Consider the following 24061-nt stretch of genomic DNA (forward strand, 5'->3'; position numbering starts at 1 on the left):
AAGGGCGCACTTTTCTGTATGGCTGGCTAAAAAGTAGTCATTAATCAGCAAGATAATTCATGAGTGTGCAATTTCTCAGCGTTTGATTCACAACCAAGCTCACAACCTGATAAAACGAGAGGGAAAGTAATGCCGAACTGTTGATTTGTGTGTTATATTTTTGCACCTTAAACGTATTGTACATACGATCTATAAATAGAGGGATAATGGCTCTATGAGCGATCTAGCTAAAGAGATCACGCCCGTAAACATTGAAGATGAGCTGCGAGGTTCCTACCTAGACTATGCGATGTCAGTCATCGTTGGTCGTGCTCTTCCAGATGTGCGTGATGGCCTAAAGCCTGTACACCGCCGCGTGTTATTCGCGATGAACGTACTAGGTAATGATTGGAATAAACCATACAAAAAATCTGCCCGTGTTGTTGGCGACGTTATCGGTAAATATCACCCTCATGGTGACAGTGCTGTGTACGATACTATCGTACGTATGGCTCAGCCGTTTTCATTGCGCTACATGCTTGTTGATGGCCAAGGTAACTTTGGTTCTATCGATGGTGACTCCGCAGCAGCAATGCGTTACACCGAAGTGCGTATGGCAAAAATTGCCCACGAACTTCTCGCTGACCTAGACAAAGAAACCGTAGATTACGTGCCAAACTACGATGGCACAGAGCAAATCCCTGCGGTACTGCCGACAAAAATTCCTAACCTACTGGTGAACGGTGCCTCTGGTATCGCGGTAGGTATGGCCACCAATATTCCGCCTCACAACCTAGGTGAAGTGATTGATGGCTGCCTGGCTTACATCAATAATGAAGAAATCACGATTGATGAGCTTATGGACTACATTCCGGGGCCTGATTTCCCAACTGCGGCGCTTATCAGTGGCCGTAAAGGCATCGTAGACGCGTACAAAACCGGTCGCGGCAAGATCTACATGCGTTCTAAAGCGGAAATCGAAGTAGAGAAGAATGGCAAAGAGACCATTATTGTCACTGAAATTCCTTATCAAGTGAACAAAGCTCGTCTTATCGAAAAGATTGCTGAGCTGGTTAAAGATAAGAAAGTGGAAGGCATCAGTGCACTGCGTGACGAGTCTGATAAAGACGGCATGCGCATTGTGATTGAATGTAAGCGTGATGCAGTAGGCGAAGTGGTGCTCAACAACCTCTACGCACAGACTCAGCTGCAAACGACTTTCGGTATCAACATGGTGGCTCTAAATAACGGCCAGCCACAGCTATTCAACCTAAAAGACATGTTGAAGTGCTTCGTTGACCACCGTCGTGAAGTGGTCACTCGTCGTACTATCTTCGAACTACGCAAAGCACGTGAACGTGCGCATATCCTTGAAGCGCTATCCCTTGCGCTTGCAAACATCGATGAAGTTATTGAACTGATCAAAAACGCACCAACACCAGCAGAAGCGAAAGTGGGCTTGGTATCGCGTGGTTGGGATTTGGGTAACGTTGCATCAATGCTTGAGCGTGCTGGTACTGATGCCGCACGTCCAGAATGGCTAGAAGATCAATACGGTATCCGTGATGGTCTGTACTACCTAACAGAAACTCAAGCGCAAGCCATTCTAGAACTTCGTTTACACCGTCTAACCGGTCTAGAGCACGAGAAGATTCTTGATGAGTACAAAGCACTTCTAGATGAAATCGCGGAGCTTATGCACATCCTGGCTAGCACTGAGCGCTTGATGGAAGTCATCCGTGAAGAGTTAGAAGCGGTACGTGATGGTTACGGCGATCCTCGTCGTACAGAAATCACAGCGGCTACCCATGACATCGACATGGAAGAGCTGATTGCTCGTGAAGACGTAGTGGTAACCCTGTCTCACGAAGGCTATGTGAAGTATCAGCTACTGAGTGATTACGAATCTCAGCGTCGTGGTGGTAAAGGTAAGAGCGCCACCAAGATGAAGGAAGAAGACTTTATTGAGCGTCTGCTTGTCGCCAATACGCATGACAATATTCTCTGCTTCTCGACTCGCGGTAAGACCTACCGTTTGAAGGTGTACCAATTGCCTCAAGCGACACGCACAGCGCGTGGTAAGCCAATCGTTAATATTCTGCCTCTTGAAGAGGGAGAGCGTATTACGGCTATTTTGCCAGTCGATGAGTTTTCAGCAGACAAATACATCTTCATGGCGACAGGCGATGGTACAGTGAAGAAAACGTCACTGGATCAATTTGCCAATGTTCGTTCAAATGGTCTGATTGCAGTGAACTTGCGTGATGACGATTCACTGATTGGTGTGGATATCACTACCGGTGAAAGCGACATTATGCTGTTCTCTAAAGCGGGCAAAGTGGTGCGCTTTAGTGAAGATAAAGTCCGTGCCATGGGCCGTACTGCAGCAGGTGTGCGCGGTATGAAGTTAGCGGATGATGACCAAGTGGTGTCACTGATCGTTCCTGCGAACGAAGGCGATATCCTCACCGTGACGCAAAACGGCTACGGTAAGCGTACTGAATTGGCGGAATACCCAATTAAAGGTCGCGCGACCCAAGGTGTTGTCTCTATCAAAGTCTCCGAACGTAACGGCCCAGTCGTTGGCGCTGTTCAAGTAGAAGAAGGCGATGAGATGATGATGATCACCGATGCCGGTACACTGGTACGTACTCGTGTGGCGGAAGTGAGCCAAGTCGGTCGTAACACACAAGGTGTGACTCTGATCCGCACCGCTGAAGATGAATCGGTCGTTGGATTACAGCGTATCGATGAAATCGAACAAGCAGACATCCTCGATGGCGAAGATGCTGAGCAAGATGAGTTAGCACAAGTGAGCGCGCCAACTGACGCACCGGATGTGAATGACGGTGATGACGAGCAAGTGTAATCTTACTCTGTTACGTTGATAAAGAAAGCCGAGGTTAACCCCTCGGCTTTTTTGATCGATTAAAAATTGGCGTCAAAAATATATCGTTATAACAATAGTTTAGCTAATTGATGAGCGAAATTTAATTCACGTGCATAGGTGCCATTTTGCCTATAGAATGCGCGCGATGTTTATTTACTCACTCAATGCGAATCATGAAGTTATCACTCAAACAAAAACTCATTATTGCTAGTTTGTCGGCCGTTGTTTTGATGGCCAGCGTCTTGACTTGGCTGTCTGCCCAGCAACTTGCCAAACAAACTCATCAAGGTGTACAAGACCGTGCAGAAAGTATCGCCAATGCGGCGACCTCCGGTATTGCCGACTGGATAGCGATCCGCAAGGACATTGCGTCTGCCTTCAATCAATACGTGGGCGAAGAGAATGTGGTGCCTTATCTGCAACAAGCACGCAATGCTGGTGGCTTCGACGACATTTTCTACGGCACACCGAAGGGAGAGATGTTCCGCTCTCACCCTGAGCGGAATCGTGCCGACTACGACCCGCGAGTCAGACCTTGGTATATCGATGCCAAGAATGCAGGACGCCAGATGATCACTACGGCTTACCAAGATGCAATCACTAATGCGTTGCTCGTGACGATCGCTCAACCGATTACGCAGGGTACGCAGCTACTTGGTGTGGTTGGGGCCGATGTGTTGATTGATCAGCTGATTAACGACGTCATCAACCTCAATGTAGGCAAAAATGCGCACGCGATGTTGATTGATACACAAGATGGTAACTTCCTCGCTCATCCTGATAAAAACTTGCTGCTCAAACCGGTCAGTCAGTTGTTCGACCGATTATCTTTGCGAGACATCAAACAGGCAGCAGACAACGGATCGATACATCGTTTACATCAAGGCAATCAAGAGAAGCTGTACTATTTCAAATCCGTTGCCCACACCCCTTGGATTTTCGCCATTGAAATGGATGTGACGACAGAAGAAGCGGCGCTCAATCAGCTGATGATCAAGCTGGTGGTGACGTCACTGGTGATCACGGCAGTGGTCATCGCACTGGTCTCTTGGTTGGTGAGCTTCTTATTTCGCGATTTAGTGCGCGTGTCGACCGCCTTGGAAGCCATTGCGTCAGGCGAAGGGGATTTAACTCAGCGTCTAGAGCCAAGAAGTGACGATGAAGTGGGTCAACTGGCGGCAAACTTTAATACGTTTGTTGGCAATATGCATGCGATGGTATCGAAGCTGAGCCTTGTGTCTGCCTCATTGTCTGAGCAATCGAAAAGCACAGCACGAAATGCCGCGCAGAGAAGTGAACGAATTCGTTTGCAGCAAGATGAGATCAACATGGTCGCCACAGCCATCAACGAGATGGCGGCCGCGACGCAAGAAATTGCCGGCAACGCGGACCACACAGCGCAGAACTCAACCCAAGCGGTATCAGCCTGCATGCAAGGTGGAAAACAAGTGGTGCAAACGCAAAGCTCGATTCAGAACCTGGCTAATGAAGTTCAAGTGGCGACAAAGGTCATTCAAGAGCTTGAAGTCCATGGTAACAGCATCAATACCATTCTTTCGACGATTCAAGACATCGCAGAGCAGACAAATTTGCTCGCCTTGAATGCGGCCATTGAAGCCGCTCGCGCTGGTGAGCAGGGTCGTGGGTTCGCGGTCGTTGCCGATGAAGTGCGCGTGCTCAGCCAACGGACCCACTCATCGACCAAAGAGATCCAACACATGATTGAGACGCTGCAAGGCACCACGCTAAAAGCGGTGGGCATCATGCGTGATAGTGGACAATTAGCGGGGACCAGTGTCGAAGACGCGGATTTGGCGGCACACAGCCTCACTGATATTCAACATGCGGTGGAGCGTATTAGCGATATGGCGACTCAGATCGCCTCAGCGGCAGAAGAGCAAGCGTCGGTGACGTCGGAAATCACGCGTAATACGGTTGGTATTCGTGATGTCTCCAATGAATTAGCCGATGAAGCGCATGACGCTGCGGCTCAAGCGAGACAGCTTTCCGAGCTCTCACTTGAGCTTGAACAAGAGATAAAGCGCTTTAAGCTCTAAGTAACGCACTATGTTGAAATGAACCGAGGCCTGACCTCGGTTCTTTTTGTCTATAGTTAATACACGAGCAAAAGTTATTTGTGTGTACATGAGTCACTAGGAGAGTGAGATGTTGAATAAAACTGTATTTGTTGCGCTGATCTTTGGTGTACTTGCTGGAACGGTGAATGCCGAGGAGTCGAATGAAGAGGTCGTTAAGGATCGCGTTCAAGCAACACTGGATCTAAACGAGATAGACTCCGACCAAGACGGGCTAGTGAGTGAAGAGGAGTTCAAGCAATACCGCTCACAAGGTGAGAACAAGCAAACAATGAGTGCGTTTGCGTCGTTTGATAAGGACAAAGATGGTTATATTTCTGAACAAGAGTTGAGTGCTCATGCTCGTTACTCGAATCCGGGAAATGGCACAGGGACGTTGCTTGACGACAAGCGAGAAGGGGCTGATTCCGCCGACGTTGATGGAAGCAAAAAAGAGAAGAAAAACAAAGAAAAGTCTAATAAGAAAGAGAAAAATGATCGGTCGGACAAGGGAAAAAACAAAGACAAATAGTCTAAGAAAACGCCCAGTGGTACTGGGCGTTGCTCAATGTCACTTAGTCAATGAGACCGTAGTCTGCGGCGAGAGTGTCGATGATCTCTTGCTTAGGATTATCGCTGAGCGTAATCGCTTTGCCGGTGATCTTTTCTGCAATACCTGTGTAGGTCTTTGAGATGTCCATCAACGCAGAGAGAGGAAGGGCATTGTCACGAGCTAGGGCTTCACGCTCAGGCATGCGATCTTTATTGAGCAAGATGTCTGGGTCAGGGAAGTGGTTCAGCAAGAACTGGCGGAAACCTTCTTTTGAGTTCTCCACAATATTGCCGGCTTGGTATTGTGCTTCATCCCAAATACGTGAAGAGTCCGGTGTCCCCACTTCATCCATGTAAATGAGTTTTTCCTGACCCGCCGCGTCAGTGACGTAACCAAACTCAAATTTGGTATCAACAAAGATTTGACCGACTTTCGCTAGCGCAGAGCTAATGACGCCAAAGCCTTCACTGAGTAGCTTCTCATAAAGCGCGATGTCGCTTTGCTTTGAGAAGTTAAACGCGGCAAAGTTCTCCTCAATGTTACGGCGACTGATGTTGACGTCGTCCGCTTCTGGTACACCTGGGATGCCACGCAGAATGCCTTTAGTGGATGGCGTCATAAGTAGCTCTGGAAGCGCTTTGTCTTTCTCTAAGCCCTCAGGTAGTGTGATACCACAAAATTCGCGCTCACCTTTTTCGTAAGCACGCCACATTGAACCGGTGATGTATTGGCGGCAGATGGCTTCGATCATGATGGGCTTGGCTTTTTGCACGATCCAAACCAATGGGTGAGGAATGTCGAGAATGTGGCTGTCTGCGAGCCCATTGTCTTTAAACAGCTGGAACCAGTGGTTGGAGATGGCGTTTAACGCCGCCCCTTTACCTGGCACGCCTTTTAGATTCCCTTCACCGTGCCAAATGCAGTCAAACGCGGAGATACGGTCACTGATCACCATAATTGCCAGTGGTGCGTCAGGCGACACGTCGTAACCTTTTTCTTCGATAAGGCGTCGGCTATCGGCTTCGGTTAGCCAATACACAGAGCGGACTTTACCACTGTGAACCGGTTTATCAGTGCGGATGGGAAGATCGTCATTAACGGCGAGAACTTGTTCTGCGAGACTCATTTAGACATTCCTATAATTTGTCAAAAATGGTTGATAAGCCATGAAGGCCCTTCATTTGCAGAGCATGATACCAGAACTTTTTCTCGGTTCCAGATAAAAAGCAAACGTTTGCTTGTTTTTAAGTTGAATGGGTTAGGCCTTGGTTTCAAATCAAGAAACCGCGAAAAGAAACGCCTCTTATCACAACGATAGGAGGCGAAGCAGTGAGGTTTCGATTTAGTGGTAGTGATGCATAGACGCATCAACAAAAAAGACTTCACACTGATGCTGCTTGGCCAGTTCTTTCAATAGTCGCTGTTCGATAAGAGAGAGCTCACTTGAGGCAACCACCGCACTGGCGTTACCTGATTGAATCGCTTTGGTCACAATATCGACTTCCGACTGAGTTTGCGATGGCTTCATGTGGATGATTTGATTGCAACGCACTTGATGTGAGGACAGTTGAGCAAAATCTGGACGTGGGCATTGACCTGTAAATAGAATCCACTGTTTCTGCTGTGACAGATCAGCAAGTCGTTCAAGGCTGGTGTCATCCAAAGATAGAGGCTGGGTAGGCTGAGCCAACACATTAAACTTTGAGTAGCCGTGACGAGGTGTTTGAACTGAAATCATAATACTGTCCTTTCATACATGCTGTATATGCATACAGTAGTTTTGTTGTGGCGAAGACGCAAGGATTTTTTGCGCGCAAAATGAGCGGGTCAGGTAGGTTAATAAAAGGAGTTTGTTTTCTAACTATCTGATAAGTAGTTAAATTGTGTTGCTTTGATAGGTTGAAAGAGAGCTTTGAAAAGGTGCAGAAAATGTGATGGGTGACTCACTCTACTCAGCAGGAGGCCAAGTAGAGGCGAACAGGGTGAGACGAGGTGCTAGAGAAAACGTTCTGGATAGTCGCTAAAAATACCATCCAATTGAGAAAGGTGTTTGAGTCGTTTCGGATTATTGATGGTGTAACACCACACTTCATACCCGGCATCTTGTAGCTTTGAAACGGTAGACTTGGTCGCCCATGTCGCGCCGATATTGCAGCCTGTCGCCTCCACCTCTTTGAGCAGTCGCCAATCCTTTCGCTTCAATCGCTCGGTAAGTAAAGCGCGTCGACACTGAGGAATTTGCTTCGCTAACTCGCGCATCACGTCATGGCTAAAACTCGACAAAATAATGCGCTCTAGCGGTATTGAGGTCGCATTGAGCGTAGAGGCCAATAGCGCGCATACCGATTGGGCGTCGTGGGTATCAACTTTCACTTCAATATTCAGCTTGATGTCGCTGGGTTCAATAAGTGTCAGTAGCTCTTCAAGGGTTAACAGGGTTTGTGGTGTCACTTGACCTTCATGGCGTGCCGCAAAGTTGAGTTGTTTGAGCGCACTGAGTGTCAAGGTGTCGACTCTGCCTGTACCATTCGAGCAACGGTCAACAGTATGGTCGTGACACACGACGAGATGCCCGTCTTTGCAAGGCTGCACATCGACTTCAACCCAAGTAAGGCCAAGATCTATCGCCGCTTGAATGCTGGCGGTGGTGTTTTCTGGATAGTGTCCTGCCACGCCGCGGTGGCCAATAATGAGCATATCTGATTCTCAACGGAGTGATTTGGACTGAGAATACGCGTCATTGAGTGGATGTGGTAGTCATTTTGCTCTCTAAGTTGTGCTCGCTCTTTCAACAGATTGCGATTAACTCTACTGGTATTTATGTCATAAACGATATTTTTATCTAATATTTAATTTGAAGATAAAATTAAATTGGAAAAAAGAGCTCTCAGACGATTAGAATACGCCCAGAGCACTAAATTTGATTGAAACAAGGAAGAGAGCATGAAGATCGGAGTGATCGGCGCTGGCGCAGTGGGTGTAGGTGTTTGTAATTATCTACTGACATTGGGCAGCATTAGTGAACTGGTGTTGTTGGATCAGAATCTAGCAAGGGCGGAAGGGGAAGCGTTCGATTTTCGCCATACTGCTGCGTTAACGTTCACAAAGAATACCCACATTGTGCCGACCGATGACTATCTCAGTTTGATTGGCGCAGACATTGTCGTGATTACCGCAGGCGCGCAGATTAAGCAGGGGCAGACTCGAATTGATTTGGCAGAAATCAACGCCAAAATTGGTGTTGATATCGCGAGGAATGTTGAGCGCGTCGCACCGAACGCGATACTCATCGTGGTCTCCAACCCTTGTGACATTGTCACACACTTTATCGCAACCAATACTGGCTACACGGCGGAGAAAGTGATCAGCAGCGGTTGTGTGATTGATACCGCACGTTTGATGAGTATTGTGGCTAACCGCGTCAACTTAGATCCTAAAAACGTCTTCGGTTATGTTCTTGGTGAGCATGGAAGCAACTGCTTCACCCCCAAGAGCTTAATTTCGATCGCCGGACAACCTGCAGATTATTACTGCGATACACACAAAATGCCTCGTATTTGCGCGGATGAATTGCTTGAATCGGTCAAGCAAGCGGGTTACGAGATATTTAAGCGCAAGCAAAACACCACACACGGTATTGCCGCGAGTGTGTTCCGGATTATTCAAGCCATTATGATCAATGAACGCTCGGTGTTGCCGGTTGCGACCTTGATACAAGGGGATTATGACCTCGACAATGTTGTGCTCAGTTTGCCAACCGTCGTCGGGCAAAATGGTGCCCAAGCGATTTTGCAACATCCCTTTACTCAAGATGAGCTCAGTACACTCCATGCGGTGGCGGATAACGTCACGAAAATCGTTGATCAAGTGGCGGCGCAAACAGGTTTGAATGCCCGTTAACGGGTTGTTCTTTGCAAGAGCACAACCTGTCTCGCTACTGGCTTAAAAAAGAGGATAGGGCTCACAGCTTAGAGTTTTTACTCTTTGCCAAGAGTAAGACGCTGTTAATTTATAATGTGAATACATTGTTAAATTAGCAGCGTTATGAACATTCATACCATTCAAGGTTATATTCAAACCATCTATCTCGCTGAGTATCCCGACAAGCTCTTGCTTCTTGACGGCGCTAGTCGAGCCGACATTACGTACTTGTGCCAGTTCATTGAGCAGCAGCTTGCGCGTCCTCTGAGCGATCTGAAAGTCGTTGTGGTGACACACATGCACCCCGATCATGCGGGTGCGGCGCATCATCTAAGAGCAATAACGGGCTGCCAGATAGTTTCTGCCGACAAAAAGACCCATTGGTATCAAGGGTGGTCGGGTGGGGCAATGTTTTTGTCTGATTTGTTACTCGCATTATGGGTAGCGGGGAGAATGAAAAAAGCACGCGTCAACCTCTGGTATGACCGTTACCTCAAGCCTGATAGCGTAGTCAATGAAGGGGACCAGATACCTGGATTTCCAGATTGGACGATTCTAGAGACGCCGGGCCACACTGATCGGGACCTCTCTTTGTGGCATGAGCCCACACGGCTACTCTATGTGGCGGACTTAATGGTGGAAGTGAAACAGCATCTGATCTCACCTTTCCCTATCTTTTATCCTAATCACTATCGGCGCTCCGTCGAGCGGGTTTTCAAGCTAAACCCAGAGACTTTGCTCGTTGCTCATGGTGGCTCGGTGACCTTCGATCAGAGCGCCTATCAGCACCTTATCGCGACTACGCCCACCACTCCCTCAACGCACTGGAGGGCAACAAAAACCAAGTTACGCGCAGTGCTAAAAGGCCTATTCGCTCAGGTCACCATGAAAAGGAAACAGTAACTGTTCTGTGTCAAAGCCAGCGGACTGGGCAATCCTGACGTATTTATTGAGCTTGTACGCAGGCAAATCAGGCTCTCTGGCGAGAATCCATAAATAGTCTCGATTGTAACCGCTGACGACCGCAGCTGAATAATCCTCTTCTAAATAGAACACTACATAACTGCCGTAAAACGGACCAAAGAAAGAGACTTTGAGGTGCCCAATCTCCTCTCCATCGACAAACTTGGCGACACCTATCGCTTCTTTCCACTGGTTATCTTCATCGTTCCAGCCACGATTGATCACTTGCACGCTGCCATCATCATTGAGCGAGTATTGTGCGCTAACGTGGCTGAGGCCCCGTTCAAAGCTGTGATCAAGCCGAGCAACCTCATGCCATGTGCCAAGATAGCGCTCGAGAGAGAAATCATTAACAGGCGCGATGCCGGTGGGTGTCGACACACAACCGGACAACAGTGAGATCAGTACCGCAAATAGCGCCAATATACGGGGATGAAGGGGCATGTTACACCTCTCGTTGTGGATAGAATGCATTGAAACAAAAAGAGAAACCGGATGGTTTCTCTTAAGTATGGCGTATTCATCGAGCAATGACGATCATTTTGAGTCTAAGCAGACGAATTCGGCTCGCCAGCGAAGGCGATCTGAACTGCTCATGGTCGCAAGCAGCTCTTTACCCGACAATTGGGGGTAGGCATGTTTGATGCGATCTTGTTCACCAGAAGGGGAAGACTCATAAGCACGAACGTGAGTGAACGTACCAGTGAGATGGTTTGAAAGTAGCGCTTTTGAAAGGCAGAAGCCGTACATATCCTTTTCCATGTCCAACGTTCCTATCTGTTGAGCAGCATCGAATCTTGTGCGTGAGTCGCTTCTTTTAAACGGTGTGCTGCAGGTTAGCCAATGACGATTACCACTGAGTGTTCAAATAGTATACAAAACAAATGCGGTTTTAGTGCATAAAATGTTCTAAAAACGGTTTGATCTTAATCAATGAAAAAGAGGTTAATAACTGAATAAACATGAAGTGAACTCAAAAAAGTAACCTTGCGGCTAAAAAAGCACCAAGTTGTTAGCATTTTGATCTCAATTCACTTGGGGAATTCACAGTTTGGATGAGCGCCAGTCGTCCAATACTGGCATCGATGTTAGCCTTAAAATGTCTCATTATAGAAAAGTCTCTTGATCGCAGCGATACGTGATCGGCAGTGAGGAAAAGTATGAATTGGAGCAGTATCAGCTTTCGTAAACGGATGCTGATGATCATGACATTATCTGGGCTAATCGAATTGCTCTTGCTCTCGGCCGCCGGCTTTATTTACATTAAGCATTCGCAAGAAGAAGAGATGGGCTTAAAGGCGCTTGGGGTCGCCTCCTTTCTTGCCAAATCACCGATTGTGATTGAAATGATTGAAACTGGCCAAGTGCAAAGTCAGCAGCGCTATCGTGATTTGACCCAGTTGATTGGCGCCGCGTTTATCGTGATCGGCGACAAGCAAGGTGTGCGCTTAGTGCACCCGGTCGATGATCGAATTGGTAAGCCAATGCGCGGTGGTGACAACAAGCGCGCTTTGGTCGACGGGGAGGCGTACATCTCGTTCGCCAAAGGGTCACTGGGATACTCCGTGCGGGGTAAAACGGCGGTGTTTAATCAGCACGGTGAGATCATCGGCGTTGTGTCTGTCGGGTATTTGATTGACCGGCTTCAAGATAGGATTGAACCCTTCCTGTTCTTCTTGATTGTGATGGCATTGATTGTGGTCGGTGCGAACGCCTTGGTCTCTAGCTACGCATCACGACGCTTTCAAAAAGCGATATTGGGGTTTGAGCCCGAAGAGATTGGCCGACTTTATGTCGAATTGGATGTGACATTGGAAACCCTAAAAGAGGGCATTTTGAGTATCGATGGCGCCGGTAAACTGCGCTCAATCAATAAAAGTGCCTGCCAAATTTTAGGTTTGGACAAACAGGCATGTTTGAATCAGCCACTCAGTGACGTGTTGCCAGACAGTGACTTGCATACTGTGTTGACGACTGCTCGTACCGATAACGACATCAATCTTTACCTCAATAATAAACGTCTTATTGCCAATCGCAGCCCGATTATATTGGATGGCCAAGTGGTCGGTGCGGTGTCCAGTTTCCGCTTGCGTGACGATATCACCGATTTAACTGAGCAATTGGCCAAAACCAAAGAGTACGCAGAGATGCTCCGCTCTCAAACGCATGAGCATCGAAACAAACTCAACACCATCAGCGGCATGGTGCAAATGGGGGAGTTAGAGGGAGTGCTTGCATTGATTGGCCAAGAGACTGAGCATTATCAAGTCTTGATCGAATTTTTACGCGAGACGGTTAAAGAGCCGCTAATCGCGGGCATGTTGCTTGGCAAAACCGAGCGCGCGCGCGAGCTTGGATTGGAGTTGACGGTAGAAGAAGGCACAAGACTGGAGCCGTTACCAAAGCGAATCAATGCCGAAGACATAGTCACCATCTTAGGTAATTTGATCGACAACGCGTTCGATGCCGTGCGAGAGGCAATTAGCCAAGAAGGCCAATTAGCCCAATCGAGGCGCATCATAGAAGTGTCGATCAGTGATTATGGTAACGAGATCATTCTTGAGGTGAGCGATCAAGGTTGCGGCCTACCGGCACATCTAAGTAAAGAGGATCTCGTTCAGCGCGGCGTGTCGAGTAAAGACCAATCCAATCGCGGGGTCGGATTGTACTTAGTGAATGAGCTATCTACACGTTACCACGGGCAATTAGATATTACCGATAACAAGGATTTTGGCACCAGAATGACAGTCTATTTACCAAAGGAAGAGCAAGGATGAGTTCGGCGATACGAATCATGATTGTGGAAGATGACTTAGCCATAGCGCAGCTTCACCAACGTTATCTCGATCAGATGGGCGGCTTTGAGGTCATTGGTATTGCGACAAGCAAAGTGGAGGCTGACATGCAACTCGAGCTGCTGGTCCCCGATCTCGTGCTGCTCGACGTTCACTTGCCTGATGGAACGGGGCTGGATATTTTGCGTGAATTGCGCGCAAAACAGCGCCAGTGTGACGCGATTTTGATCACGGCGGCGCGCGATGTTGAAACCTTACAACAGGCGATGCGCGGAGGTGTGGTGGATTACTTGCTCAAACCCGTCGTGTTTTCTCGCCTAGAAGCGGCATTGAGCAAATATCGAGATAGGCAGCAACAACTGACGCACAGTGACGGTATCGATCAACGCTTAGTGGATAAAATGCTGCAAGCATCCACGCCCGCGACGTCCAATGTGGCCCGATTGCCAAAGGGCATTGATGCCGTCACGTTGGATAAAATTCGTGCATTGTTTAAGCAAGTCGAGAGTTTGACCGCGGATGAGGCGGGCGAGCAGATTGGCGCAAGCCGAACCACAGCTCGGCGCTACTTGGAACATTTAATCAGTACGGGAGAGCTGACGGCGGATCTCAACTACGGCACGGTCGGACGCCCCGAGCGCTGCTACAAATCTGCTGCGGCGGAATGAAGTTGTGGTAAAGTATTGAAAAGTTAAGCTATTGGTGTGAATGGAATGGAAAGTGTTTTCATCGTTGTTGCGATACTAGTGATCTTCTTTTTCATCGTGCAAAAGCGATTTCTTAAGCAAGATGAGCTCAAAGACAGCACCTACAAACGCAAGGGCGCGCTACTCAACATGCAAGAGACGGCGTTTTACAATGCCCTCATCAGCGCGGTTGGTCAACAAGCAGTGGTGTTGAGTAAAGTGAACATGGCGAACGTCATAGCGCCCAAAGCCACCGACAAAAAGCAGTGGTTTATCGCCAACAACCGCATTGCGCGCAGCTATTTTGACTATGTGGTGTGCGATCCTCGCTCTTTGGATGTGCGGGCCGTGATTGAGCTTGATGACGGCAAAGAGCTCAATAAAGGTAAGGTCGAGCGCCAGAAGCTCTTGATGCACGTATGTAAATCTGCCGGGATCCCGCTCATCGGTGCATCGGTCAAGCACAGCTATCAAGTCGGGAGACTGCGTCGATTGCTCGCCGCACATATTGATCTGATTGAATCGGATAAAGAGGTGCGTTTTTGCAAACGCTGCGGCAGCCCAATGAACATCAAGATCGCCAGCCAAGGGGAGTTCAAAGGTCGGCGTTTCTTTACCTGTAGTCGCCAACCTCACTGTACTTACACAGAAAACTACAACGTCGTGTTTGACGACGAGTCAGACACCGCAGAATAGCGGCCCTATGAGGCCGCCGCTTCATTGCATACCATGACCTGATTGCGGCCATTTTGTTTGGCGCGATAGAGCTCTTTGTCGGCTTCACGCAGCACACTTTCAAGATCGTGGTAGTGGTGGCACTGGTAAACCCCAATACTGACGGTTAAATGAATCGGCTCTTCACGAGAGTGAAAGTTTGCACGTTCAATCGTGGCGCGAATCTGTTCGGCTTTTTGCATCGCCTGCGGTAAATCCGTGTTGTGCAGGGCAACACAAAACTCTTCGCCCCCAATGCGATAGACCAGATGCTCATCGCTTAAGGCATCAGTCAGTGCCGCCGTCTGTATCAGCACCTTATCTCCGACATCGTGGCCAAATTGGTCATTGACCTGCTTAAAGTAATCCAAATCTAAGATAAGCAAAGAGAGAGGCAGTGTTTGGCTCTCACGACGATAACGCTCGAAGTTGTGCACCAAGGCATGGCGGTTGTAGACACCCGTCAAAGCGTCCCGTGAGGCCAAGTGACCTAAGGAGGCTTCAGAGGTTTTACGCTTGACCTCCAAGACGTGCGCAGTCACCCACACCGCGGCGAAGGCAAGCGCAAAATTAATCGAGAGGTGGAAGTAATCAAGTAGGGCGGTATCGCCGTTTTTTTGAGAGATGATCACCAACTGTAAAGAGAATCCAATCGCCGTCGCAATGAAGCCTTGTCGACGACCAAGAATCAGATAAAAGAGAACAGGGTAAAGGAACGCCAACACAAACAGACCGTGCGCGACTGGGTGGCTATAGGTCGCGATGCTAATGATCGCCACCACGCTATAAATGTAGAGCACTGCTAAGGTGTTCGAGTGCCTGCCATGATAGCAACAGTAACCCACGTAAAGAGAGAAGGTGCAAAACATCGCTTCTATGTAGGCAAGCGTATAAAACGGACCAACATAGACGTTCACAATGGCCACCAGCATCGACATGGCGGCCAACACTAAACTAAGCCAAAATAACGTTGCCCGTCGCAATTGCCGCGACGGTCGAAAAATATCGAGTTCGTTCCCTGAAGCCATCTGTTAACCGCTGTTTTATTATACTTTTGTTTGATTAATAGACATATTATGCCATTAATTTCACTAATCAAGTTCAGGCGTGAAGTAAGATCACACTAATGAAAATGAAATTAGGTGCACTGTTACAGTGTTAGTGTGATCTCAAAGCATAAATGGCAAATAGGTGTTTGAATACACTGTAGTTCACCTCTACCCCTTTAGGGTAGTTTGATTTTTGAATTGATTTACGTCATGAAATAAATCAGCCAACCGATAAACAATGCGCTCAGATATAAGCACCTAACTCTTAGGAAGTATTATGAGCAAGTTGAAACTGGTCATCGTCGGCAACGGCATGGTTGGCCATCGTTATCTGGAAGATTTGGTCGATAAGACGGATGTCTCACAGTTTGACATCACGGTTTTTTGCGAAGAGCCTCGTGTTGCCTATGACCGTGTCCACCTTTCTTCTTACTTTTCTCACCATACCGCGCAAGAACTCTCTCTCGTTAAAGTAGGCTTCTACGAAAAACACGCGATCAACGTCTTACTCGGTGAGCGCGCAATTAACGTCAACCGAGACAAACGCACCGTCTATTCAAGCTCTGGCCGTGAAATTCAGTACGATAAGCTGATTATGGCGACGGGATCTTTCCCATTTGTGCCGCCCATTAAAGGTCGCGAAAGCAAAGATTGCTTTGTTTACCGCACCATTGAAGATCTAAAAGCGATTGAAGCTTGTGCGAAGAAGAGCAAAGTCGGTGTGGTTATCGGCGGCGGTCTACTTGGCCTTGAAGCGGCAGGCGCATTGAAGGCGCTGGGCGTTGAAACACACGTCGTTGAGTTTGCACCTAAGTTGATGGCTGAGCAACTCGATCAAGCGGGCGGCGACCAACTGCGTAACAAAATTGAAAGCATGGGCGTGAACGTTCACACCAGCAAAAACACACTTGAGATTGCACCAGAAGGCAAAAATACACGTAACGTGATGCGTTTTGCCGATGGCACTGAGCTTGAGACGGACTTTATCGTGTTCTCGGCCGGTATTCGCCCGCAAGACAAACTGGCGCGTCAAATGGAGCTAGAGATCGGGACTCGCGGCGGTATCGCCATCAACGATGTTGCTCAAACTTCTGATGAGAACATCTATGCGATCGGTGAGTGTGCCGCTTGGAACGATATGTTCTACGGCTTAGTGGCGCCAGGTTACAAGATGGCAACGGTTGCGGTTGATCACCTGCTTGGTAATGACAGCAAGTTTGAAGGTGCTGACATGTCGGCCAAACTGAAACTGCTGGGCGTGAAAGTCGGGTCTATCGGCGATGCCAACGGTCGCACGCCGGGTTGTAAGAGCTACGTGTACCAAAACGAAGAGCAAGAAATTTACAAGCGTCTGATTGTGTCCGAAGACAACAAAAAACTGCTTGGTGCGGTGATGGTTGGTGATACGTCTGACTATGGCGATCTTCTTCAGTTGATGCTGAACGAAATCGACCTGCCAGAGCACCCAGATACGCTGATTCTTCCAGCTCACGCAGGTGCAGAGAAGCCAACACTGGGTGCAGACGCGCTACCAGAAAGTGCGGTTATCTGTTCTTGTTTCGATGTAACGAAAGGCAAAGTGGCACAAGCGGTGGCTGAAGGTCATCACACGATTGCTGACATTAAAGCGGCAACCGGTGCAGGTACTGGCTGTGGTGGTTGTATCCCACTGGTCACATCAGTGCTGAACGCTGAGCTGGCAAAATCTGGCATCGAAGTGAAGAACGATATCTGTGAGCACTTTGCCTACTCTCGCCAAGAGCTGTTCCACCTGATTCGCATTGAAGAGATCAAAACGTTTGATGAGCTTCTTGAGAAATATGGTCAAGGCTACGGCTGTGAAGTGTGTAAACCCGCAGTTGGTTCTATTCTGGCTTCTTGCTGGGGTGAGCACATCCTTAAACCACAATTGGTTAAGCTGCACGATACCAACGATAACTTCCTAGGTAACATGCAAAAAGACGGTACTTACTCTGTTATCCCTCGTATGGCAGGTGGTGAAGTCACGCCAGAAGCATTGAAAGTACTGGCTGAAGTGGCAGCGGAATACAACCTTTACACCAAAGTGACGGGCGCGCAGCGTATCGGTCTATTTGGCGCGCAAAAAGATGACCTTCCGGCCATTTGGAAGAAGCTGATTGCCGCAGGCTACGAAACCGGTCAAGCGTACGCCAAAGCACTACGTATGGCCAAAACATGTGTGGGCTCCACTTGGTGTCGCTACGGTGTTCAAGATTCAGTTGGGCTAGGCGTGATGATCGAGAACCGCTACAAAGGCATCCGTACGCCACACAAGATGAAGTTCGGTGTCTCTGGCTGTACGCGTGAGTGTGCGGAAGCGCAAGGTAAAGACCTTGGCATCATCGCGACCGATGCAGGCTGGAACATGTACGTCTGTGGTAACGGGGGTATGAAGCCACGCCACGCAGACCTGCTAGCGAGCGATCTAGACGAAGCAACGCTAATCAAGTACATCGACCGTTTCATGATGTTCTACATCCGTACGGCTGCGCCACTGCAGCGCACATCAGTATGGCTAGAGAACATGGAAGGTGGCGTTGATTACCTACGTGAAGTGATTATTGAAGACAAGCTTGGTATCAACGAGCAACTAGAAACAGACGTGGCTAAGTTGGTTGAAGAGTTCCGTTGTGAGTGGACGGATACCATCAACGATGAGTCTCAGCTAAAACGTTTCTCACACTTCATCAACGCAGATAAGCGTGATGACAACGTCGTGTTTGTTGATGAGCGTGCGCAGCACCGCCCAGCCACTTACACCGAAAAACACCCTGAAGCCGTCTCCTCGAAAATAAAGGGCGACATCCTTCACGTAGCAGTGACTGAATAAGAGCGGAGTCATCATCATGGCATTTGAAAAAGTATGTGACATCACAGACATCATCCCAGGCACGGGCGTATGTGCGCTAGTGAAGGAGCAACAAGTGGCAATCTTTCGTCCGTCAGAAGCAGAAGAGGTGTTTGCTATCAGCAACATGGATCCTTTCGCTCGTTCCAACGTGTTATCACGCGGCCTTATCGGTGAGCACAAAGGCGAGCTTTGGGTGGCAAGTCCACTGAAAAAGCAGCATTTCAACCTAGCAACGGGCGCATGCATGGAAGATGAGCGCTTCAACGTCAAAGCGTTTAATGCCCGCGTCGTGAAAGGGGCGGTAGAGATTGAGGGCTAGCGTTATCGCTTACTTTCTTTCTTAGAGTCAATAGATTAAAGGTTCCCTGTTGGCGCAGGGCTGCGACAGCCGGGAGCCTTTCCCTATTCACTTTTATATTTAAACTTTATGGAGAGACAATGATGTCTGATTTCAAGCCTGCTGAATTCGTGCAAACGATGATCAATGTTGGTGAAGCGAAAACCAACACCCATACGCGAGATTTACTTATCCGTGGCTTTATGGCAGGTATTATCCTGTCACTGGCGGTGGTTCTGGCGCTCACGACGATTACCCAAACTGGATTGGGTGTAGTCGGGGCGATGGTGTTCCCTGTGGGCTTTGTGATTTTGAGTATTATGGGTTACGACTTAGTGACCGGTGTCTTTGGCTTAGCGCCGCTAGCGAAATTTGAAAACCGTCCAGGCATCACTTGGGGTCGCGTCCTTCGCTGCTGGGGGCTCGTTGGCCTAGGCAACCTAGTGGGCTCTATCTTCATCGCTTACATCATTGCGCTGTCACTGACCTCCAACTTCACCAATGATGGCGGCGCCGTCGCTAAAACCATCATCAATGCTTCAACAGCACGCTCGTCGGGTTTTGAATCATTAGGTATGGATGGTTGGATCACCTGCTTCGTGCGCGGCATTTTGTGTAACCTCATGGTGTGTCTCGGTGTGATTGGTAATATGACCGCGCGCCGTTTAAGTGGTCGTATCGCCGCTATGTGGTTCCCTATCTTTATTTTCTTCGCGCTAGTATTCGAGCACGCAGTAGTAAATATGTTCCTATTCCCGCTAGGTATGATGCTGGGTGCGGATTTTGGTGTCGCGACATGGTTAAACTTCAACCTAATCCCAACGATTTTAGGTAACATTGTTGGTGGCCTTGTGTTTACCTGCATCCCTCTCTATCTCACTCACGCGAAAACAGCGCCAGCGCTTGACGCAGAAGAGACGAACGCGCAAGCAACTCCGGTATTGAACGCGAAATAATGTCAATCAGCCCCGCTCTTCGCGGGGCTGAATTTCGATAACAAGTGATGATTTCAATAGAGCGATTGTCACTTTTTATCGTGAATTTTTAAGAGTGGTGGCTATGTCTACAAACGCCGTTAACACAAATCAAGGTGGTTTTGTCTCTTTAGTCGGAGCGGGCCCGGGCGATCCGGATCTGCTGACAGTGAAAGGGTATCGAGTTATCCAGCAAGCGGAGGTCTTGGTTTACGACCGATTGGTGTCAGAGGAGATCCTCGCCATCGCTAACCCTGAGGCAGAGCGGATTTACGTGGGTAAACAGCTCGATTTTCACTGTGTACCGCAAGATCAAATTAATCAAATTTTGGTGGAGAAAGCCCAGCAAGGCAAACGTGTCGTGCGCCTTAAAGGTGGTGACTCATTCATCTTTGGCCGTGGTGGCGAAGAGTTGGAAGCGCTCGCCGAGCACTATATCTCATTTGAAGTGGTGCCGGGCATCACCGCCGCCGCAGGTGCGACTTCTTACGCGGGGATTCCCTTGACGCACCGAGACCATGCCCAGAGCGTGCAGTTTATTACCGGTCATGTTCAACAAAATGGACAAGAGATTCAATGGTCCGCGCTGGCACAGCCAAACAACACGTTAGTCTTCTATATGGGCTTAAAACAGTGTCGCCACATTCAGGCCAATCTTATTGAGCAGGGTATGGATGTCGACATGCCCTGCGCCATCATCGAAAATGGCACTCGTAAAGAGCAGCGTGTCTTAACGGGTAAACTCGCAGATCTGGCGAGTCTAGGCGAACAAGCCGTGAGCCCCGCGCTGATTGTGGTCGGCAGCGTCACACAATTGCATCGTTCATTGCATTGGTTTGCACCAGAAAATAAGACGGAATAATCGTTATTCCTAGTGAAGCGGCGCAGGGTTGCTTATTCTCCTTAACAACGAATTAACGCGAACGCTTTGTTGGAGCAACGATGAAACGAATGACCACGTTATTTGCCAGCCTTGTCATGGCAGCCGGCGCAAACGCCAATTTGATTATTGATAAAAACGGCGTTGATGAAAAAGACTTTATCTACGATAAACATCAATGTGAAGAGTTGGCCAATCAAGTGCAAAAAGACACCCAATCACGTGGTGCTGTCGGTGGCGCAGCGAAAGGCGCAGCGCTGGGAGCGGCGGGTACGGCAATTGCTGGTGGTTCAGGTTCTGAAGGTGCGAAGAAGGGCGCTGGCGTGGGCTTAGCGGTTGGTGTGCTTGGTGGCAGTAAAGATCGCCGTGAAAACCAGAAAAACTATGAAGCTGAACGCCAAACCGTGATGCGTAACTGCATGACCAACCGTGGCTACACCGTATTAAATTAACAACTCGTTGGCTAGACGAGCAATAGCGGCAGGGATTCTCTGCCGCTATTGTTATTGCCAATAGACCGATTTCTCAACCTCATCGAATTCTGTTACAGTGCCGAACCATTGCTAAATCACCAGGTTGGATGCACTTGATGGAAACCATCGCACTTTTTGTGGATGTGCAAAACATCTATTACACCACGCGCGCGCAGTTCCGCGCTCACTTCGATTACAACCAATTTTGGTACGTGGCAACGCAAGGGCGTCAAGTGTCGATCGCCAATGCTTACGCCATCGCTTCTCATGATCCTAAACAACGCCAGTTCCACCATATCTTGCGTGGTATCGGGTTTGATGTGAAGTTGAAACCTTTCATCCAGCGTCAAGATGGCAGTGCGAAAGGGGATTGGGATGTGGGTATCGCGCTCGATGTCTATGAGACGGCGGCCCAAGTGGATAGAGTCGTTCTGCTGTCAGGGGATGGGGATTTTACCTTGTTACTGGAGCGTATTAAGCAGCGTTTTAATACGCCCGTTGACGTTTACGGTGTCGAGGCACTGACAGCGCAAAGTTTGATAGAGGCGAGTGATCGATTCATCGCCATCGACCACGATCTATTACTGCGTCGCTGATTCTGAATCGGCTGCGCTCTGCTCAGTCTCATTGTCTGATACTTGGGTTGCGTTCTCTTCCCCGTTTTCAAGCTTGGCGCGCTCGGCTTTAGAGATGTAACGCGGCTTGTTGCTTTTGTGCAACTTAGCGTTCGCTTTTTTCTGTTTTGACTTCAAAATCTGGTTGATGCGTTTTTTACGATTCATGGTGAACACTTTATCGAGTAGAGGGCGCACATCCTAGCAGATTCCATCTACGCTGCAAGACTCCCCCGTCATTTGAATGGTTAAATTATCACTCGTAGTGATAGTTTCAGCATCAAGATTAACCCCGATCAATAAAGGATTGGCAGCATCGCTTTACCCTTAGTGCATATTTCAATAACGACAAAGGGAAATGAGTGTGAATTCATTCAAACTGAAAATATCCGCGGCGATTGGCAGTATGATTGTTGTCATCGTTGCATTGCTGACGGTGACTGGATTTTTATCATTCAAAGAGGAGAGCGTGGCTCTCAGCCAAACAGTGCTGATGGAGAAAAATGCTGCAGTAGAAACCTACCTAACTGAGAAGTTTACTGGCTACCAACACGTCTTGTCGGGCGTTAAGGTGAGCGTTGGTGATATCACTGACCAAGGTTTATCGGCCAAAGCGGTGACGCAGTTGGAAATGCTTTATCGCACACAGCAGTCTTTTATTGAGGGCGCGTATATTATTGATGTGGATGGCGGCATATACAACGTGGAAGGTCGCCAAATGGATTTCAACGTTAAAGAGCTCAGCCGCTCTTATTACACTGCACTGTTCACACAAGGGAAGACATTTTTCGTTTCACCGCCTTTTGTCTCTGCTGTGACACAAAAAGAAGTGGTGGTATTGGCCTACAAAATCAATTCTCACGTGGCTGTGATCACTTCGATCTATCTCGATTCATTGCTGACTAAAATCAAAGGTCGCAATGATATGTTCCTATATGGTGAAGATGGCACTATTTTGCTATCCCCGTATCAAGATCTATTAGGAAAAAACATCTACCAAGAGCGCCCGCTCTATAAACAATTCAACAAGGATACCCAGATTCTACAATACGAGGCGGTGGTGAATGGTGAGGCGGTTGATTTCACCTCCTTTTGGACACAGCTTGATGTCAGTGGATGGAAGTTCGTCACCTTCATCCGCGATGCTCAAATTGAGCGCAATGCGAACGATCAATTGATCACATCTACCGTCATAGGTTTTGTGAGTCTGCTGCTAGCGATTGGCGTGCTGTTTGTGTTGGTCGACAAGCTGGTATTAGTCCCGGTTGGTGGTACGCCCGATGAAATTGCGCATTTGATGGAAGATATGGCCAAAGGGGATTTCAGTCAAGAGATCCCGCAAACGGGCAAAGAGACGGGTATTTATCTCTCTCTGATCAAGCTCAAACTGCAACTCTCTGAGCTGATTAAGAACACACACGGCATCTCGGAAAGCGTCTCCTCGGCGTCAGAGCAACTCAACGTCATCATGAATGACACCAAATCCAACGCACATCAAGAGTTGGCGCAGATGGAACAAATATCCACAGCCATCAATGAGTTGTCTTCTACCTCTCAAGAGGTGAGTCAGCAAGCGGTGCAAGCGGAAGAGGTTGCCAAAGGTGCACGTGAGAATGTCGCCAACGGTAAGCTGACTCTGGAGAAAAACATCGCGTTGACCGATTCTATCAGCGCCTCCGTCAATGACAGCGCGCAAATTGTCAGCGATTTGCGCCAGTTTGCGCTAGAGATCAGTAGCGTGATTGAAGTCATCAATACTATTTCGGAGCAAACCAATTTGCTGGCGCTGAACGCAGCCATTGAGGCGGCGCGTGCGGGTGAGTATGGGCGAGGCTTCGCCGTTGTGGCGGACGAAGTGCGCAGTTTGGCATCCAAAACGCAAGACTCGACAGTGAGCATCAAAGAGATCATTGAAAAGCTGCAAAAACAATCTGATGTGGCGCAGCACAATATGAGCAAAAATGTTGAGTTGATTGAGGAGTCAGTCGAGCTCGCAGATCGCGTCAAAGCCTCATTTGAAGAGATTTATCGTGCGGTGGACGCCATCTCTGAAATCAACACGCTAGTGGCGACTGCCGCGCAAGAGCAATTTAGCGTCACCGAGGACATTTCCCAAAACACCACTCACGCCTATGATCTGGTGCAAAAGAATGTCTCGGGTGTGGATGAAACGCTGCAAGCCTCGGCTGAGCTGTCAAAACTCGCAGTCACGCAAAAAGAAGAACTTGGCTTTTTCAAAGTGTAACGCCTTCGATTAGCACTTGGTTTATCAAGACTACCCATTAA

22 protein-coding genes are annotated in these 24061 nt (G+C 48.5%); 15 read left to right on the forward strand and 7 right to left on the reverse strand.

What is annotated here, in order from left to right; translation table 11 throughout:
• Positions 1-214 precede the first annotated feature (214 nt).
• The 3 genes from gyrA to AC6R0R_RS17605 all read left to right on the forward strand — a co-directional run bounded on the left by gyrA (position 215) and on the right by AC6R0R_RS17605 (position 5476).
• The gene (gene gyrA / locus AC6R0R_RS17595) at positions 215-2848 is read left to right on the forward strand and encodes a DNA topoisomerase (ATP-hydrolyzing) subunit A (RefSeq protein ID WP_500627662.1); all 2634 of its coding nucleotides are present in this window, start codon (positions 215-217) and stop codon (positions 2846-2848) included.
• A gap of 194 nt (positions 2849-3042) precedes the next feature.
• Complete coding sequence (locus AC6R0R_RS17600) at positions 3043-4926, forward strand: methyl-accepting chemotaxis protein (protein ID WP_500627663.1); 1884 nt, start codon at positions 3043-3045, stop codon at positions 4924-4926.
• Between the two features lie 109 nt (positions 4927-5035).
• Positions 5036-5476, forward strand: a complete 441-nt coding sequence (locus AC6R0R_RS17605) for an EF-hand domain-containing protein (protein ID WP_500627664.1) — start codon at positions 5036-5038, stop codon at positions 5474-5476.
• A 43-nt stretch (positions 5477-5519) separates the two neighbouring features.
• On the opposite strand, the gene AC6R0R_RS17610 is transcribed toward AC6R0R_RS17605, so the two are convergent.
• The 3 genes from AC6R0R_RS17610 to AC6R0R_RS17620 form a co-directional block, all read right to left on the reverse strand.
• Positions 5520-6623, reverse strand: a complete 1104-nt coding sequence (locus AC6R0R_RS17610; RefSeq protein WP_487903146.1) for a phosphoribosylaminoimidazolesuccinocarboxamide synthase — start codon at positions 6621-6623, stop codon at positions 5520-5522.
• A gap of 216 nt (positions 6624-6839) precedes the next feature.
• On the reverse strand, positions 6840-7235 hold the full coding sequence (locus AC6R0R_RS17615; protein WP_500627665.1) for a SulA-like leucine-rich domain-containing protein: 396 nt from the start codon (positions 7233-7235) through the stop codon (positions 6840-6842).
• 257 nt (positions 7236-7492) lie between these two features.
• On the reverse strand, positions 7493-8194 hold the full coding sequence (locus tag AC6R0R_RS17620; RefSeq protein WP_500627666.1) for a glycerophosphodiester phosphodiesterase: 702 nt from the start codon (positions 8192-8194) through the stop codon (positions 7493-7495).
• A gap of 246 nt (positions 8195-8440) precedes the next feature.
• On the opposite strand from AC6R0R_RS17620, the gene AC6R0R_RS17625 reads away from it, so the two are divergent.
• Both AC6R0R_RS17625 and AC6R0R_RS17630 read left to right on the forward strand, forming a co-directional pair.
• Complete coding sequence (locus AC6R0R_RS17625; protein ID WP_487903148.1) at positions 8441-9397, forward strand: lactate/malate family dehydrogenase; 957 nt, start codon at positions 8441-8443, stop codon at positions 9395-9397.
• A gap of 144 nt (positions 9398-9541) precedes the next feature.
• Positions 9542-10321 (forward strand): MBL fold metallo-hydrolase, encoded by a 780-nt coding sequence (locus tag AC6R0R_RS17630; RefSeq protein WP_487903149.1) that lies wholly within the window; start codon positions 9542-9544, stop codon positions 10319-10321.
• Here AC6R0R_RS17630 and AC6R0R_RS17635 read toward each other — a convergent pair.
• Together AC6R0R_RS17635 and AC6R0R_RS17640 are read right to left on the reverse strand one after the other, a co-directional pair.
• Positions 10286-10825, reverse strand: coding sequence for a lipocalin family protein (locus AC6R0R_RS17635; protein WP_487903150.1), 540 nt, complete (start codon positions 10823-10825; stop codon positions 10286-10288). The two genes, AC6R0R_RS17630 and AC6R0R_RS17635, sit on opposite strands and share 36 nt — an antisense overlap.
• 93 nt (positions 10826-10918) lie before the next feature.
• Positions 10919-11143, reverse strand: coding sequence for a hypothetical protein (locus tag AC6R0R_RS17640; RefSeq protein WP_334552286.1), 225 nt, complete (start codon positions 11141-11143; stop codon positions 10919-10921).
• A 398-nt stretch (positions 11144-11541) separates the two neighbouring features.
• Between AC6R0R_RS17640 and AC6R0R_RS17645 the strand changes: the two genes are divergently transcribed.
• Genes AC6R0R_RS17645 through AC6R0R_RS17655 form a run of 3 tightly spaced genes read left to right on the forward strand, consistent with a single transcriptional unit; the run spans position 11542 to position 14558 of the window.
• On the forward strand, positions 11542-13158 hold the full coding sequence (locus AC6R0R_RS17645; RefSeq protein WP_500627667.1) for an ATP-binding protein: 1617 nt from the start codon (positions 11542-11544) through the stop codon (positions 13156-13158).
• On the forward strand, positions 13155-13844 hold the full coding sequence (locus AC6R0R_RS17650; RefSeq protein ID WP_500627668.1) for a response regulator: 690 nt from the start codon (positions 13155-13157) through the stop codon (positions 13842-13844). Before AC6R0R_RS17645 ends, AC6R0R_RS17650 begins: the two co-directional genes overlap by 4 nt.
• Before the next feature lie 45 nt (positions 13845-13889).
• Positions 13890-14558, forward strand: coding sequence for a DUF2726 domain-containing protein (locus AC6R0R_RS17655; RefSeq protein ID WP_500627669.1), 669 nt, complete (start codon positions 13890-13892; stop codon positions 14556-14558).
• Between the two features lie 5 nt (positions 14559-14563).
• On the opposite strand, the gene AC6R0R_RS17660 is transcribed toward AC6R0R_RS17655, so the two are convergent.
• Positions 14564-15604, reverse strand: a complete 1041-nt coding sequence (locus tag AC6R0R_RS17660) for a GGDEF domain-containing protein (RefSeq protein ID WP_500627670.1) — start codon at positions 15602-15604, stop codon at positions 14564-14566.
• A gap of 298 nt (positions 15605-15902) precedes the next feature.
• Here AC6R0R_RS17660 and nirB point away from each other — a divergent pair, with 298 nt between their 5' ends.
• The 6 genes from nirB to AC6R0R_RS17690 all read left to right on the forward strand — a co-directional run bounded on the left by nirB (position 15903) and on the right by AC6R0R_RS17690 (position 21757).
• Positions 15903-18476, forward strand: a complete 2574-nt coding sequence (gene nirB / locus AC6R0R_RS17665; RefSeq protein WP_500627671.1) for a nitrite reductase large subunit NirB — start codon at positions 15903-15905, stop codon at positions 18474-18476.
• A gap of 16 nt (positions 18477-18492) precedes the next feature.
• Positions 18493-18816 carry a nitrite reductase small subunit NirD gene (gene nirD / locus AC6R0R_RS17670; protein ID WP_500627672.1) on the forward strand — a complete coding sequence of 108 codons (324 nt, stop codon included), beginning with the start codon at positions 18493-18495 and terminating at the stop codon, positions 18814-18816.
• Between the two features lie 119 nt (positions 18817-18935).
• Complete coding sequence (locus AC6R0R_RS17675; RefSeq protein ID WP_500627673.1) at positions 18936-19790, forward strand: formate/nitrite transporter family protein; 855 nt, start codon at positions 18936-18938, stop codon at positions 19788-19790.
• Positions 19791-19893: 103 nt separating this feature from the next.
• Entirely contained in the window at positions 19894-20670 is a 777-nt protein-coding gene (cobA, locus tag AC6R0R_RS17680) for a uroporphyrinogen-III C-methyltransferase (protein WP_500627674.1), read from the forward strand.
• A gap of 80 nt (positions 20671-20750) precedes the next feature.
• A complete protein-coding gene (locus tag AC6R0R_RS17685; protein WP_500627675.1) occupies positions 20751-21140 on the forward strand; it encodes a glycine zipper family protein in 390 nt (129 codons plus the stop codon).
• Positions 21141-21277: 137 nt separating this feature from the next.
• A complete protein-coding gene (locus AC6R0R_RS17690; RefSeq protein ID WP_500627676.1) occupies positions 21278-21757 on the forward strand; it encodes a LabA-like NYN domain-containing protein in 480 nt (159 codons plus the stop codon).
• Here the strand turns inward: AC6R0R_RS17690 and AC6R0R_RS17695 are convergent.
• Entirely contained in the window at positions 21743-21943 is a 201-nt protein-coding gene (locus AC6R0R_RS17695) for a DUF2986 domain-containing protein (protein WP_500627677.1), read from the reverse strand. The genes AC6R0R_RS17690 and AC6R0R_RS17695 overlap by 15 nt on opposite strands.
• A 190-nt stretch (positions 21944-22133) precedes the next feature.
• Between AC6R0R_RS17695 and AC6R0R_RS17700 the strand changes: the two genes are divergently transcribed.
• Positions 22134-24020 (forward strand): methyl-accepting chemotaxis protein, encoded by a 1887-nt coding sequence (locus AC6R0R_RS17700; protein ID WP_500627678.1) that lies wholly within the window; start codon positions 22134-22136, stop codon positions 24018-24020.
• Positions 24021-24061 lie beyond the last annotated feature (41 nt).

The organism is Vibrio sp. R12-SW3-ISO1 (assembly GCF_059834005.1).

Coding starts and splice junctions, on each gene's coding strand:
- gyrA (WP_500627662.1), top strand. CDS start 215: ATGAGCGATCTAGCTAAAGAGATCACGCCCGTAAACATTGAAGATGAG.
- AC6R0R_RS17600 (WP_500627663.1), top strand. CDS start 3,043: ATGAAGTTATCACTCAAACAAAAACTCATTATTGCTAGTTTGTCGGCC.
- AC6R0R_RS17605 (WP_500627664.1), top strand. CDS start 5,036: ATGTTGAATAAAACTGTATTTGTTGCGCTGATCTTTGGTGTACTTGCT.
- AC6R0R_RS17610 (WP_487903146.1), bottom strand. CDS start 6,623: ATGAGTCTCGCAGAACAAGTTCTCGCCGTTAATGACGATCTTCCCATC.
- AC6R0R_RS17615 (WP_500627665.1), bottom strand. CDS start 7,235: ATGATTTCAGTTCAAACACCTCGTCACGGCTACTCAAAGTTTAATGTG.
- AC6R0R_RS17620 (WP_500627666.1), bottom strand. CDS start 8,194: ATGCTCATTATTGGCCACCGCGGCGTGGCAGGACACTATCCAGAAAAC.
- AC6R0R_RS17625 (WP_487903148.1), top strand. CDS start 8,441: ATGAAGATCGGAGTGATCGGCGCTGGCGCAGTGGGTGTAGGTGTTTGT.
- AC6R0R_RS17630 (WP_487903149.1), top strand. CDS start 9,542: ATGAACATTCATACCATTCAAGGTTATATTCAAACCATCTATCTCGCT.
- AC6R0R_RS17635 (WP_487903150.1), bottom strand. CDS start 10,825: ATGCCCCTTCATCCCCGTATATTGGCGCTATTTGCGGTACTGATCTCA.
- AC6R0R_RS17640 (WP_334552286.1), bottom strand. CDS start 11,143: ATGGAAAAGGATATGTACGGCTTCTGCCTTTCAAAAGCGCTACTTTCA.
- AC6R0R_RS17645 (WP_500627667.1), top strand. CDS start 11,542: ATGAATTGGAGCAGTATCAGCTTTCGTAAACGGATGCTGATGATCATG.
- AC6R0R_RS17650 (WP_500627668.1), top strand. CDS start 13,155: ATGAGTTCGGCGATACGAATCATGATTGTGGAAGATGACTTAGCCATA.
- AC6R0R_RS17655 (WP_500627669.1), top strand. CDS start 13,890: ATGGAAAGTGTTTTCATCGTTGTTGCGATACTAGTGATCTTCTTTTTC.
- AC6R0R_RS17660 (WP_500627670.1), bottom strand. CDS start 15,604: ATGGCTTCAGGGAACGAACTCGATATTTTTCGACCGTCGCGGCAATTG.
- nirB (WP_500627671.1), top strand. CDS start 15,903: ATGAGCAAGTTGAAACTGGTCATCGTCGGCAACGGCATGGTTGGCCAT.
- nirD (WP_500627672.1), top strand. CDS start 18,493: ATGGCATTTGAAAAAGTATGTGACATCACAGACATCATCCCAGGCACG.
- AC6R0R_RS17675 (WP_500627673.1), top strand. CDS start 18,936: ATGATGTCTGATTTCAAGCCTGCTGAATTCGTGCAAACGATGATCAAT.
- cobA (WP_500627674.1), top strand. CDS start 19,894: ATGTCTACAAACGCCGTTAACACAAATCAAGGTGGTTTTGTCTCTTTA.
- AC6R0R_RS17685 (WP_500627675.1), top strand. CDS start 20,751: ATGAAACGAATGACCACGTTATTTGCCAGCCTTGTCATGGCAGCCGGC.
- AC6R0R_RS17690 (WP_500627676.1), top strand. CDS start 21,278: ATGGAAACCATCGCACTTTTTGTGGATGTGCAAAACATCTATTACACC.
- AC6R0R_RS17695 (WP_500627677.1), bottom strand. CDS start 21,943: ATGAATCGTAAAAAACGCATCAACCAGATTTTGAAGTCAAAACAGAAA.
- AC6R0R_RS17700 (WP_500627678.1), top strand. CDS start 22,134: ATGAGTGTGAATTCATTCAAACTGAAAATATCCGCGGCGATTGGCAGT.